This window comes from [Clostridium] polysaccharolyticum (assembly GCF_900111595.1).
Classification (GTDB): Bacteria; Bacillota; Clostridia; order Lachnospirales; family Lachnospiraceae; genus Clostridium_AI; species Clostridium_AI polysaccharolyticum.
On sequence record NZ_FOHN01000012.1, the window covers coordinates 12,117 to 25,611 of the forward strand.

Genomic DNA, 13,495 nt, shown 5'->3' on the forward strand with positions numbered 1-13,495 from the left:
CTGGACATCTAAAAGCATCTGCACACGACATTATCTTATTGGATCCTATATCCTATGATAATCTCATCATGAAATCAGTATAACGAAATCTACGTACAATTTCAAGTTCTCCCGACGTATGATGTATTGCAATTGATGGTAAGTTGATCCCATTAAATGTATTATTTTTTACCATACTATAATGAGCCATGTCACAAAAGACAACCTGACTTCCAATTTCTAATGGCTTGTCAAAAGAATAATCTCCAATAACATCCCCTGCCAGACAGGTTGGTCCACCAAGACGGTACGTATATTTCTTTTCTTCTGGCTTGCCTGCTCCTATAATTTCTGGACGATATGGCATTTCCAGTACATCTGGCATATGACACGCTGCAGATGTATCCAGAATCGCAATATCTAAACCGTTTTGAGTAATATCTAACACAGTGGATACCAGAAAACCTGTATTCAAAACAACTGCCTCTCCTGGTTCTAGATAAATCTGTACTTGATATTTTTCTTTCAAATATAAAATACATTGGATTAAAGTTTCCATATCATAATCCTGTCTGGTAATATGGTGTCCTCCTCCTAGATTGATCCACTTGGCCTCCTTTAGATACTTGCCAAACTTCTCTTCTATATGAGGAATGGTACGTTTCAAAACATCCGAATTCTGTTCACACATAGTATGGAAATGAAAGCCGTCAATTCCACTTACATCTTTTCCCTCTAAATTTGCAAGAGTCGTTCCTAATCTGGAACCAGTAAAACAAGGATTATACAAATCTGTTTCCACCTCTGCATACTCTGGATTTAACCGGATTCCACACTGGACAGGATGATCCGCCTTCTCTACTTGAAAGCGGAACCTTTGCCATTGTTCTACTGAGTTAAATACGATATGGTCTGCCAAAGATACAATTTCTTCAAAATCTCTTGGATCATAAGCTGGATTGAAAATATGTGTTTCCTTTCCAAACTTTTCTTTTCCCAGCTTAGCTTCAAACAAAGAACTTGCTGTCGTTCCATCCAGATACTGTGCAATTGTTGGATACACCGAAAACATAGAAAATGCTTTTTGTGCCAATAGTATCTTACATCCTGTTTTATCTATTACATACTTTAACTTTTCTAAATTCTCTTTAAGAAGTTTTTCTTCCACTACATAATACGGTGTCTGAACTGCAGTTTTTTCCATGCCACACTCCTACTCTACCAGATCTGGGTTAAAGTTTTCTTTCCAAGGAAGTCCCCATTTATTTAACGCTTCCATAAATGGATCTGGATCAAATTCTTCTACATTATATACCCCTGGGCGCTTCCATCTGCCTGTCATCACCATCATGGCACCAATCATAGCTGGTACACCTGTAGTATAAGAGATCGCCTGAGAACCTACTTCTTTGTAACATTCTTGATGGTCACATACATTGTATATATAGTATGTTTTTTCCTCTCCATCCTTTACTCCTTTGAAAATACAGCCGATATTTGTTTTTCCAACTGTTCTAGGTCCTAGGGAAGCTGGATCTGGAAGTACTGCTTTTAAGAACTGTAAAGGCACGATTTCTTTTCCTTCAAAATTAATTGGTTCAATAGAAGTCATGCCAACATTTTTTAATACTTCTAAATGTCTTAAATAGCTTTCCCCAAATGTCATAAAGAAACGGATTCTCTTAATGCCTTTGATATTCAAACCAAGAGATTCTAATTCTTCGTGATGTAGCAAATACATATCCTTTGGACCGATTTCTGGGAAATTGTAAACCTTCTTAATTTCCATTGGTTCTGTCTCAACCCATTCTCCATTTTCCCAGTAGCTTCCTTTCGCACTGACTTCACGTATATTAATTTCCGGGTTAAAATTCGTTGCAAATGGATAACCATGATCCCCTGCATTACAGTCTAAAATATCAATTTCACTGATTTCATCAAAATAATGTTTCTGGGCATAAGCAGAAAATACACCTGTTACGCCTGGATCAAAACCACATCCTAACAAAGCTGTAATACCTGCCTTCTCGAAACGTTCACGGTAAGCCCATTGCCATTTGTATTCAAATTTGGCTGTATCTTCTGGTTCATAATTGGCTGTGTCCATATAGTTTGTCTTTGTCTCAAGACAGGCATCCATGATATGCAAATCCTGATATGGAAGTGCTACATTAATTACAATGTCTGGTTCATAATCCTTGATTAGTGCCACCAGTTCTGGTACGTTATCTGCATCCACCTGTGCAGTGGTAATTTTCGTTTTTCCACCATCTAGCTTTGCTTTCATAGCATCACACTTTGATTTGGTTCTGCTTGCAATGCAGATTTCTTCGAATACCTCACTGTTTTGGCAGCATTTATGAACAACAACATTTGCTACTCCGCCAGCTCCAATAATTAACGCTCTTCCCATTTTACAATTCCTCCTGCTTTTTTCTATTAGTCTTCTGTCTGGTACTCTGTTCCAAACAATAATAACATTTCTCGTAAAACCTTACAGGCAACAGCCGTAGATGCTCCGGACTGGTCTAACATTGGTGACAGTTCGTTCATATCCAAAGCCACCACAGAAAGTTCCGCTACTTTTTTAATAGCTTCTAACAGTTCCATAAAAGTCACGCCACCTGCCTCTGGTGTTCCTGTTCCTGGAAATACAGATGGATCTAATACATCTAAATCTAATGTAAAGTATACTGGCTTTCCTTTCAGCTTTTCTACTACTTCTTCTAACGTATCAAAATTAAACTTACAAGTAGTTACATGATTTTTTCCCCATCGGAATTCTTCACGATCTCCACTTCGAATCCCAAACTGGAAAATCTTATTATCTCCTATTAAGTCATGGCAGCGATGAAGCACCGTTGCATGAGACAGGGTAACTCCTAAATAATCATTTCGCAGATCTGCATGGGCATCAAAATGAATAATATGAAGATCTTCGTATTTTTTTACTGTACTTTTTACTGCACCTAATGTAACCAGATGTTCTCCACCTATCATAAGTGGAATTTTGTTATCTTCAAGAATCCCATCAACATATTCCTCAATTTTCCTTAATGCATCACCTGGATCTCCAAATGGAAGTTCCAAGTCGCCTCCATCAAAAATCTGATAATCTGTTAAATCTTTATCCTGATAAGGACTATACGTCTCTAATCCAAAACTCTCATTGCGAATGGCTGAACTAGCGAATCTAGTTCCTGGACGGTACGACGTGGTACTGTCAAATGGTGCACCAAATATCACAACATCTGCATCTTTGTACTCGCTTTCACAGCCAATAAAAGTATGTATGTTTCTATCCATTGGTTCCTAATAGCTCCTTTACATAATTCGGAAGGCAAAAACATCCTTTATGGAGATCCGTATTATAGTAACGTGTCTGGATTCCAAGACTGTTCCACCAGTTTTCTCTTAAATTTTTAATCGGGTCATATTTTTTGGATGCAAATCCAAACAGCCAGTGTCCCGATGGATAAGACGGAATGTGGCACTGATATACTGTACTCATAGGAAATACTGCTGTAATATGCTTATGTGCCATTTGGACACTTTGGGAATGCTCACTGTAAAATGGACTTTCATGCTGATTAATCAGAATTCCATCTTCTCGCATTGCCTTAAAACAGTTCCCATAAAACTCTCTTGTAAACAAACCTTCTGCAGGTCCGAAAGGATCTGCACAGTCTACTATAATTAAGTCATATTCCTCATGATGAGAACGGACAAACCGAAGTCCTTCCTCATGATAAATATGGACACGTTTATCATCTAGCCTGCAGGCTGTTTTCTGGAAATGTTCCTTACAAATATCCACCAAATCCTTATCGACTTCTACCATATCAATTCTCTTTATGGTATCATATTTACAAAGTTCCCTGATTGTTCCTCCATCTCCTGCTCCAATTACCAGCACATCCTCTACATTTAAATGAACCGCCATGGATACATGGGAAATCATTTCATGATAGATAAACTCATCTTTTTCGGTAATCATCAGTTCCCCATCTAGAATCAGAACTCTTCCATATTCAAAAGTTTCTAATATGTCAATTCTCTGATATGTGCTTTCATGACTCACAATCTGCCTTTTTACCTTCATAGAAAACTTCACATCTTTTGTATGCTTATCGCTATACCAATATTCCATTATGATTCCTCCACAACACAAATATTTTCTATTTTCATATCCTGTGTTCCAGTCATAAAACATCCCTTTTCTTTGGCATATTGAATATAATTAAGCACATCTCTGGTAATCAGTTCACCTGGTGCAAGAATCGGTATTCCTGGTGGATAACACATAACAAATTCTCCACAGATACGACCTTCGCTTTTTTCGATTGGCATGGAAACTTTCCTGCTATAAAATGCCTGCTGTGGTCCCATAATAATATGAGGTGGAATATATTCATGATCAAATAATCCTGCTTTGTCTTTCTGATGCAGACGCTTAATCTCAGATAAGGCTGCTATCAGGCGTTCTATCTCAAGGTTGCGGTCTCCTGCCGAAATAATGGCTAAGATATTGCCAATATCTCCAAACTCGATCTGGATTCCGTAATCATCACGAAGCAAATCATACACTTCAATTCCCGCAAGTCCAATATTTCTTGTATGAACGGAAAGTTTTGTAGTATCGAATCCATAAACCATATCTCCATCTATAAGTTCTTCCCCAAATGCATAATATCCGCCTAATTTATTAATTTCTTCTCTGGCATAACTTGAAAAACCAAGGGTTTTCCGTATCATTTCCGCACCATTTAACACCATGTTTTTTCTGGCTATGTCAAGTGAAGACAGCAAAAGATAATTTCCACTTGTTGTCTGGGTTAAATTAACTACCTGCCTCACATAATCGCTGTTTACGTTATTATTGGTAAGCAGAATAGAACTCTGTGTCAATGAGCCACCTGTCTTATGCATGCTGACAGCTGCCATATCTGCTCCTGCTGCCATTGCTGACACCGGTAAATCTTCATTAAAATATAAATGGGTTCCATGTGCTTCGTCTGCCAGTACAAGCATATGATACTGATGGGCAAGTTTTACAATTTCACAAAGATTGGAACAGATTCCATAATAGGTAGGATTGTTCACAAGCACTGCCTTGGCATCTTTATTTTCTAAAATTGCTTTCTTTACATCTTCAACAGACATTCCTAATGGGATACCTAGCTGCTTGTTCGTTCCTGGATTTATATAAACAGGTATTGCTCCATTCACTACTAACGCATTAATTGCACTTCTATGTACATTTCTGGGCATAATGACTTTTTCGCCAGCTTTACATGCAGACATGATCATAGCCTGCACCGCCGCAGTTGTTCCATTTACAATAAAAAATGCTTTTTTCGCTCCAAATGCTTCTGCTGCAAGTTCCTGTGCTTCTTTTATTACTGATACGGGATGACATAAATTATCTAACGGCTTCATAGAATTCATGTCTAATCTCATACATTCTTCTCCTAGAAAGTCCCTCAATTCTTTGTTTCCTCTTCCACCTTTGTGGCCAGGTACATCAAAATGAGCTAAACGATTGTGTCTCTGTTCTTCTAACGCCTTACGAATAGGCGTGTCTTGTTGTGTTAGCATATTCAACGTTCGACTCTCCTTCCACCTCGTGTAATAATCTTTAACAGTATACAGGAAAACGAAAGATTTGGCAAGAGTAATAATAAACTTGAAGTTTAGTATTTGTGTTACTTTTGGATATTTTTATATGTGGGACATGTAGATATGACTGTAAATGCAGAATTTTACTTTTTTTGATTGATTATAAATTTTTTATTGAACTAATAGTAAACGTGAGGTTTAGCATGAGAAAGAAACCCACGTAGTTTTATTTTCCCCTACTAAGATATTCGCCCCACTATCTATCAATTTTCATTAATAATCAATTAACTTTCTATTGTTTATTCTTCCGTTTTTCTTAACTTACGTGTATATATCAATTCAAATATTCATGGAAAACAATTTCCAGAGCACAGGAGCCAGAGCAGATACCCTGGCTTTGAAGTTTACGTCTCTATTTTTCCTTATCATTTCTTGTTACAGATCCAACTAATGCGAGCACGAGAGCTATTAAAATTTCGCTTACTATACGATTTGTTTCTCCACCTGCTTTAATTAACCGAACAATATCCGCTACAAAAATAGCAAATAGAATCCTTAGAACTACATGGAACACTTTCTGATATTTTATATAGAAAGCCAAAAATCTATACATTCTTTCCCCTCCCTAAACTATGTAGACCACTATTAGTTTACTCTATTATAGGAATATAGACAAGACTATTGAATAAACTATTAACCTCAAGAAAAATAGCGCTTTGCCGTACAAAAAGTTTCGTTTAAGCAACTAATCGCACTAGCAAAACGCTATTTTTTATTAACAGCTAATATTTAACTGTTCTTACACTCTAACAGTATAATCCAAACAAATCCATCCTGCACCACTCTTTAATTTACCCCAATTGCCTTCTGTCTGGACAATGGTATAAATTCCTCTATCCTGGATGGTACCAGCAATTCCATAAGAAGTTCCAGGGCCTTTACGGATATTTAATACATCTGCTGTTACCCTAACTAAATATGATGCACCAGAATCATTGTTATTGTTGTCAGGAACTGCTGGAGCACCTAATCTTGCATTTACCTGATTTGCAATCTGTCCATGAAGGTTATATAAATAATCTCCAGGGCAGGCTTTTGCTGCAAACCAGCGATGTACTGTCATGTTCTGTTTGTCCACCTGCCCAATCAGAGACTTGTCCCCCCTCCAGAGAAGCTGTTTAATACCATTACGTCTGCAGATATCTGTAACCAGATCAATTAAAGCATTGTAGGCTTTATCTGAAACATGCCATCCTGTCGATTCCCCACCATCATTTGCAACTTCAATCGTAACTGCACGATGGTCGTTAGAACCACTAGAAGAACACCATGAACGGTCTTTTTCTTCTACATACATGCCAATTCTGCCATCACTGCCAATACCATAGTTAGAACTTGCACCTCTTGTACTGTCTGCAAATAAATTACCACAAGATTCAATGGTTAAGTTACCTGCCATACAGTGGATTGTGATTGTATCAATGACATGATTTCTGTTCACCGTTTTGTTTGGTGATATTTTGGTATACACTACTAAAGAACTATTACTCATAATTTTCATCCTCCTATTAATCCTTTTATTAATTGGAAATGCTTTTCATGTGGCCACTGAAGAAGTATTTCTATCTTTTAATAAGGAGTAATCTGCCAGATTGTAAACTAAAAATTAAAATTTTATAGCTGTGCCACTAATGGACACCGATGTATCAGCAAATTTCTGGTTTCATCATATATGTAAATTTCCTGTTTGTAAATGAGAGAGACTCTGATTTCTATCCATTTCCCTTTATATTGTTCTGGCACCTGATAAATTCTGTGCAGAACCTGAATGTTGCCTTTTGCCGTAACAAAGCTTTTGTATTTGATGAGATAACTCTCTCTTAATACTTCTCTCTCTAGAAAAATGTGCCTGCATAGCTGTTTATCGTATTCTTGCAATCTTGAATTTTTCTCACGTCCTTCCCTGTTCTGCTGATTCCACTCTAAAATCAGCCCATTTACATGCTTCCTGAATTCTTTAAAATTCCTGTATTTTTTTATTGTAAGCGTCTTTATCTTTTCTCCCCATTGTTCCTTAATTGAACCAGTATCTAAATCAACTCGTTTTTCTTCTGTTTTCCACACCTGAATTCCTAGTACATGTGCAACTTGCAGCCAATTCTCCCCCAACATCCTTTCTGTTTCAATTAATACCGTTTTTGGAATCCCATAACGCCACAGCTTATCAAACAGCGAAATCGTATCTGCATTTGACTCTATTAAAAAGAAAAATTTTGCCTGCAAAATAAACTGACTCACATAATCATAGACAAAAATCAGCTTTCCCTTTCGCCGTCTATCCTCCACATACATATCTACGTCCTCCAATTCCTGTAATACCCATAAATCGTTTGTATGTAACCGCATTGTAACCTCCCTTATATCTAGTTATTCCTCACCAAATGTAACATAATATTTACATTTTGCCTATTCACAATCTATGTGGTATAAAAAAGGATCTGCCTTACCTTTTTTCTAGTTATAATCTTAGTGCTCTGTAGATAATATAACCAGCTTATCCATTGTTTTCTAAAGATATATAAAATAAGATGAATACCATGTAACGTCCTATAAACAAAATTATGGTATATTTTTAGAATCCTTTGACAACAACTTACTTTTCCTTTGAATTGAAATAGAAGACGTAATATTTTCAGATAGAAAGAAATGCTATAAATACGATATGGAGCAACGTCTTTTGGCAAAACAGCATGAGTTACTTTGCAAGCTAAACAGCGAACTCTCAGAATCTTAAGCTGTACTTCTTCCAAAGTACCTTGCCATCGTACTATATTTCTCTTATAGTACCCATGCCGTGCCAAGTTATTTCTCTTGCATATGGGACATTTATAAAATATTTTCTTTTGCGACTTTACTGCTCTTTCGTAATGAAAACTATGCAATGTCCAGTCAATAATCACTGCGAACCCACCTTATACTAGTCCAATTCCTCTTAAAATAACAATTGCAATAAATATAGTAAACACAGACATAATGCTTGTCCACACTACAAGCTGTCCTGCCAGTTCTTCATCCCCACCCATTTCCCCTGCCATAATGGCACTTGCTACTGCCACAGGAGAGGCAAACAACGCAATAAATGCTGAGTATTGTGCATTTGTAAATTGAAACCGTTCTGTGTAACTTGACAAAAGTACTGCACTGGTTAATGCAAGAAATGGTGTAAGCACAACTCTCCAGAATGTTCCATATATAATCTCTTTCCTCAGTCTTTTCACTGCACGAAACTGAAAATTGCCACCTAGCACTATTAGTGCAAGTGGAGAGGCAATGGTTCCTACACTCTTAATTGCTTTATATAAAAATGGCAGATTATCCTGCATGGTAAATACCAGATGTCCTGACTGTTCTTCCCTTGGAAGTACCAAACGAACCAACAGGCAGATTATTCCCAATAAAACACCTCGTATTAATGGATTTTTCGCTATTTTCTTTCCTATTTCTTTAAGAGAAACCCTTTTTCCTGATGCATCCGTCTGAAACATAGTCAATGCAACGACAGCCAGTACATTAAACATAGGAATGGAAAATGCAGAAACAACGGATGCTGCCTTAATCCCGCCACTTCCTCCTATAGATTCTGCTAATGGAATACCTATAATGGCAAAATTAGAACGAAAGATACATTGTAAAAGAACACCACGTTTTTTCGGCTCCTTCGTAAACAGTATTGTCACACCAATACCTGCCAGAAATATAATTCCTATTGCCATACATATAAAAAGCAGTACCTGCCAATGAATCTCTGTAATCGCTTCAATTGAATATACGTTATAGAAAAGCAGCACGGGTAACGCCACTTGAAATACAAACCGGTTTCCACATTTTAAAAAACTATCATTTAAAATCTCTTTCCGTCTAAGGTAATACCCCAGAAAAATAAGCAAAATAATAGGTAACACTGCGTTACAGGCAAATACGAAAGTCTCCATATAATCACTCCATCGGTAAGCTTGTTCCATACGAAATACTGGAATTATAACAAGCTTACACAATGGAGATGGCAATGTCAACTTACCTTTGTCTCTGCTGGCAATGTTACCATAATTTTAGTTCCTATTCCTACATCACTGTCGATGTCTATTTTTCCTTCATGGTATTCTACCACATGCTTCACAATGGCAAGCCCTAATCCTGTCCCGCCAATCTGTTTGGAATGGCTTTTGTCTACCCTGTAAAAACGTTCAAAAATGCGGTTCTGGCAATCCTTTGGAATTCCAATTCCGTTATCCTCTACTTCGATTACTACTTTTTCCTGTTTCCTCTTAATCCTCAAATGCACAAAACCACCAGGTTTGTTATATTTAATTGCATTTTCACAGAGATTATACAAAAGTTCTTCCATCATAAGCTCCACTGCTGTAATCCGGATATTTTCTATATCCAGATCAAATTTTACTTTATAGCGATCGGTAACAGGCTGTAAAGACTGTTCCACTCTCATGGCAAGTTCATTCATTTTTACACTGACTACATCAATTCCTACTTTTTTCTCATCTAGCCTGGAAAGCTTAATAATGTCATTTACCAGATTAATAAGTCTTTCTGATTCTTTATAAATCTTCTCTGAAAAATGTTCCACATCTTCGGCCTTTACCATGCCATTCCGAAGCAGATCCGCATAGCCTGATATAGTGGTAATAGGTGTTTTTAATTCGTGAGAAACGTTAGCCGAAAACTCTCTTCTAAGTTTCTCATTTTTCTTTCGCTCATCGTTATATTTACTAATTCTTCGTAACAAAGGATTAAACTCTTTGTAACGGAAATTAGTTTCCGGGTTGTGTATATCAATATTATTGATAGGTTCAATGATAGTATTGGACATTTTCCATGCAACCACCAGAGACAACACCATGATAAATGCAAATACAACAAAGTAATAAGGTGTCAAACTTATCACTAGAGAAAGCAGGCTTTGTGACACATAGGCGATACGAACAGCTTCACCCGACTTTACGCACTGGCTTGCATAATAAGTCTGCTCATTCAGAGTCTTGGAATGCCTTACATCAAAGGAACTGCCATGAGTAAAAGCCTCCTTAATCTCAGGACGGTCTTTATGATTTCCCATCTGGCTTGCTTTTTCCTTACTGTCGTATAACACCGTTCCATCCTTAGCTACCACAGTAATTCGTGAATCATTTTCCTTGGATATAGATTCCAAATACCTCTGCACTTCCTTTGAATTCATATGCTCTAATGCAATGGCAATATCCTCTACTTCGCTTTTCATCTGTTTTTCCATCATAATGTGATTTACGTTATGAAAGAGCACTAGAACAAACACAGAAATTACCATTAAAATAGCACAGGATAAGGCACACATATTCATATAAATTCGCTTTCTCATTTTGCCACCCCGATTTTATATCCTACGCCCCGGATGGTCTGAATCAGACTTCCAGCAGCACCAAGTTTCTGTCTTAAAGAACCGATGTGAACATCTACGGTGCGGCTTTCTCCTTCGTAACCTGTATTCCATACCAGATCCAGCAGTTTTTCCCTAGACATGACTAAATCATGATTGACCATCAGATTGTAAAGAAGTTCAAATTCTTTATAGGTTAAAGATACCTGTTCTCCTTCTACTAAAACAATATGTTTTTCATTATCCAGTTCAATGTTTCCGATCCGCAATACATTTTCACGCTCACTGACATTGGTTCTGCGCATAACTGCTTTGATACGGGAAATCAGTTCCATTACTCCAAATGGCTTGGCCACATAATCGTCCGCTCCCAGATCAAGCCCCTTGATTTTATCATATTCACTTGCCTTGGCAGTCAACATAATTACAGGCAGTTTCCTTGTATCCTGATTTGCCTTCAGTTTCTTTAAGATAGAGATTCCATCTTCATCAGGCAGCATAATATCTAACAAAATCAAATCCGGTTTTCTGTTTTTTAATCCCTTGTAAAACCTTTCTGCATTTTCGAAACCCTCAGCCTGATAATTGGCAGACTGCAAGGTATAAATTACTAGTTCACGGATATTATCATCATCTTCTATACAATAAATCAATTGCGCCATACTTTTCACCACCATCTTTTATTATATCTCATTTAAGACATACCCTGCAACATTATCGGCATGATCGGAAATTCTCTCCAGATTACTTAAAATATCAAGAAATACCACCCCTGAGGTAGGTTTGCACAATTCATTAGCTAACCGCTTCATATGTTTATTTCGAAGTTCGTCTTCTATACTGTCTACCAGGTCTTCATATTGTCTTGCCCTGTCTGCACTTTCCTTGCTCAAATCTCTTCTAGCCCTTATGGAATAAATAAAACTGTTGGTTACAATCTCCATAATACCTTCTAATTCCTTATAGGCAGGTTCTGAAAACTGGATGTTATTCTCTATCATATAATTGCAGAGTTCTGCAAGGTTTTCAGCATGATCCCCCATTCTTTCAAAATTGCTTACGGTATAAAACAGATTGGTAATACTGGTATGCTGTTCTTCCGTTAAAGGCAATGCACTGATTTTTACTAAATAATCCGATATTACATCCGTCATTTTATCAATAGTATCTTCTTTCTCAAATACTATTTTCACTTTCCTTGCATCTCTTGAAATGATAGCATCAAAGGCTAGCTTAACTGATTCATAAGCCACTTCTCCCATATGAACCACTTCCTGGACAGCCTCCGCTACTGCAAAAGATGGGGATTCTAAAATACGTTTATCCAGATGCCTCGATGCAAGTTCCACGTCATCTTCAGCTTCCTCTAAACCGTGACTTTTTAACACAATATCAGAAAAACTGGCTACAAGTTTTGTAAATGGAGCGAGCAGAAAGGCTACTACAATATTAAATCCAGAATGGAATGCTGCAATTCCTGCACTGGATATGGTTCCATTAGCAAAACCCGCATTTCTTGCAAATACAATTGCCATTCCGAAACCAAATACAATTGTTCCAAAAACATTAAAAAACAAATGAATCATGGCAGATCGTTTTGCATTTACCTGAGTACCTGCACTGGAAATAAGTGCTGGCATGCAAGTTCCTATGTTCTGTCCTAAGATAATAAAAACGGCTGTTTTCCAGTTTACAAGTCCATTCAGTGCAAAGCACTGGAGAATTCCTATGGATACAGAAGAACTCTGCAAAATTAATGTCACAAAAATTCCAGCTATAATTGCAAGAAATGGCCTATTCCCTAGGTATAAAAACTTCTGAACATAATCTCCTTGTTCTTTCACTTGTCCGATAGCATTTGTCATAGTAAATAACCCTAAAAAGAGAATTCCAGCTCCAAAGATTACATCTGCAGCCACTTTTTTCTTCTCTGTCTTTAAAAACATCATCATAAACGCTGCAATTCCTACTAAAAATGAAGCTATTAAATACCCATATTGCAGGTTTCTAAGAGTAAACAGCGATACAAGCCATCCTGTTACTGTAGTTCCGATATTAGCTCCCATAATAACACCAACAGATTGAATCAGACTTAAAATTCCTGCATTGACAAATCCCACTACCATAATGGTTGTCCCTGTACTGCTCTGAATAATGGCTGTAATCAGCACTCCTGCCAGTATTGCCATTGCTTTTTTATCCGATAAAGCCTCTAAAAAGTTCTTAACAAATGCTCCTGTCAGTTTCTGCATACCCTCAGCCATGCGGTTCATACCGTACAGAAACATTCCTAACCCTCCAAAAAAAATTACTATTGTGGAACAGTAATTCATTTTATATACTTCCTTTCCATATATAAATCATAAAATTTCTGCTTATACACTAAAATCCATTATATTCCTAAGCTGTAAGATATATTATAAGCATTTGTAAAGACTATGTAAAGTTTTGCCTCCTTTTTTACAGCTT

13 protein-coding genes are annotated in these 13,495 nt (G+C 37.1%); all 13 read right to left on the reverse strand.

All coding sequences use genetic code 11. From position 1 onward, the window contains the following. Positions 1–52 precede the first annotated feature (52 nt). The 13 genes from nspC to BMY85_RS08885 all read right to left on the reverse strand — a co-directional run bounded on the left by nspC (position 53) and on the right by BMY85_RS08885 (position 13,314). Entirely contained in the window at positions 53–1,183 is a 1,131-nt protein-coding gene (nspC, locus tag BMY85_RS08825; RefSeq protein ID WP_092477910.1) for a carboxynorspermidine decarboxylase, read from the reverse strand. A gap of 9 nt (positions 1,184–1,192) precedes the next feature. Further along, the gene (locus BMY85_RS08830; protein ID WP_092477911.1) at positions 1,193–2,392 is read right to left on the reverse strand and encodes a saccharopine dehydrogenase family protein; all 1,200 of its coding nucleotides are present in this window, start codon (positions 2,390–2,392) and stop codon (positions 1,193–1,195) included. 26 nt (positions 2,393–2,418) lie between these two features. Then, entirely contained in the window at positions 2,419–3,285 is an 867-nt protein-coding gene (gene speB, locus BMY85_RS08835) for an agmatinase (RefSeq protein WP_092477912.1), read from the reverse strand. Continuing rightward, positions 3,278–4,129 carry a polyamine aminopropyltransferase gene (gene speE / locus BMY85_RS08840; protein WP_092477913.1) on the reverse strand — a complete coding sequence of 284 codons (852 nt, stop codon included), beginning with the start codon at positions 4,127–4,129 and terminating at the stop codon, positions 3,278–3,280. Before speE ends, speB begins: the two co-directional genes overlap by 8 nt. Beyond that, positions 4,129–5,577 carry an aminotransferase class I/II-fold pyridoxal phosphate-dependent enzyme gene (locus tag BMY85_RS08845; RefSeq protein WP_092477982.1) on the reverse strand — a complete coding sequence of 483 codons (1,449 nt, stop codon included), beginning with the start codon at positions 5,575–5,577 and terminating at the stop codon, positions 4,129–4,131. The genes speE and BMY85_RS08845 overlap by 1 nt, the downstream gene beginning before the upstream one ends. 433 nt (positions 5,578–6,010) lie before the next feature. Beyond that, positions 6,011–6,211, reverse strand: a complete 201-nt coding sequence (locus BMY85_RS08850; RefSeq protein WP_092477914.1) for a hypothetical protein — start codon at positions 6,209–6,211, stop codon at positions 6,011–6,013. 186 nt (positions 6,212–6,397) lie between these two features. Next, a complete protein-coding gene (locus BMY85_RS08855; RefSeq protein ID WP_092477915.1) occupies positions 6,398–7,150 on the reverse strand; it encodes an N-acetylmuramoyl-L-alanine amidase in 753 nt (250 codons plus the stop codon). A gap of 122 nt (positions 7,151–7,272) precedes the next feature. Further along, on the reverse strand, positions 7,273–8,004 hold the full coding sequence (locus tag BMY85_RS08860) for a hypothetical protein (RefSeq protein ID WP_092477916.1): 732 nt from the start codon (positions 8,002–8,004) through the stop codon (positions 7,273–7,275). A 71-nt stretch (positions 8,005–8,075) separates the two neighbouring features. Further along, a complete protein-coding gene (locus BMY85_RS16355; RefSeq protein ID WP_092477917.1) occupies positions 8,076–8,558 on the reverse strand; it encodes a DUF6431 domain-containing protein in 483 nt (160 codons plus the stop codon). Positions 8,559–8,570: 12 nt separating this feature from the next. Then, positions 8,571–9,590: an AEC family transporter gene (locus BMY85_RS08870; protein WP_177180715.1), complete on the reverse strand. Its 1,020-nt coding sequence runs from the start codon at positions 9,588–9,590 to the stop codon at positions 8,571–8,573. 77 nt (positions 9,591–9,667) lie between these two features. Beyond that, positions 9,668–11,008: a sensor histidine kinase gene (locus tag BMY85_RS08875; RefSeq protein WP_092477919.1), complete on the reverse strand. Its 1,341-nt coding sequence runs from the start codon at positions 11,006–11,008 to the stop codon at positions 9,668–9,670. After that, positions 11,005–11,679, reverse strand: a complete 675-nt coding sequence (locus tag BMY85_RS08880) for a response regulator (protein WP_092477983.1) — start codon at positions 11,677–11,679, stop codon at positions 11,005–11,007. The genes BMY85_RS08875 and BMY85_RS08880 overlap by 4 nt, the downstream gene beginning before the upstream one ends. 30 nt (positions 11,680–11,709) lie before the next feature. After that, positions 11,710–13,314 (reverse strand): Na/Pi cotransporter family protein, encoded by a 1,605-nt coding sequence (locus tag BMY85_RS08885; protein WP_177180716.1) that lies wholly within the window; start codon positions 13,312–13,314, stop codon positions 11,710–11,712. Between the last annotated feature and the right edge of the window lie 181 nt (positions 13,315–13,495).

Coding starts and splice junctions, on each gene's coding strand:
- BMY85_RS08850 (WP_092477914.1), bottom strand. CDS start 6,211: ATGTATAGATTTTTGGCTTTCTATATAAAATATCAGAAAGTGTTCCAT.
- BMY85_RS08860 (WP_092477916.1), bottom strand. CDS start 8,004: ATGCGGTTACATACAAACGATTTATGGGTATTACAGGAATTGGAGGAC.
- BMY85_RS08830 (WP_092477911.1), bottom strand. CDS start 2,392: ATGGGAAGAGCGTTAATTATTGGAGCTGGCGGAGTAGCAAATGTTGTT.
- BMY85_RS08885 (WP_177180716.1), bottom strand. CDS start 13,314: ATGTTTCTGTACGGTATGAACCGCATGGCTGAGGGTATGCAGAAACTG.
- speB (WP_092477912.1), bottom strand. CDS start 3,285: ATGGATAGAAACATACATACTTTTATTGGCTGTGAAAGCGAGTACAAA.
- BMY85_RS08870 (WP_177180715.1), bottom strand. CDS start 9,590: ATGGAGACTTTCGTATTTGCCTGTAACGCAGTGTTACCTATTATTTTG.
- BMY85_RS08875 (WP_092477919.1), bottom strand. CDS start 11,008: ATGAGAAAGCGAATTTATATGAATATGTGTGCCTTATCCTGTGCTATT.
- speE (WP_092477913.1), bottom strand. CDS start 4,129: ATGGAATATTGGTATAGCGATAAGCATACAAAAGATGTGAAGTTTTCT.
- BMY85_RS08855 (WP_092477915.1), bottom strand. CDS start 7,150: ATGAGTAATAGTTCTTTAGTAGTGTATACCAAAATATCACCAAACAAA.
- BMY85_RS08845 (WP_092477982.1), bottom strand. CDS start 5,577: ATGCTAACACAACAAGACACGCCTATTCGTAAGGCGTTAGAAGAACAG.
- nspC (WP_092477910.1), bottom strand. CDS start 1,183: ATGGAAAAAACTGCAGTTCAGACACCGTATTATGTAGTGGAAGAAAAA.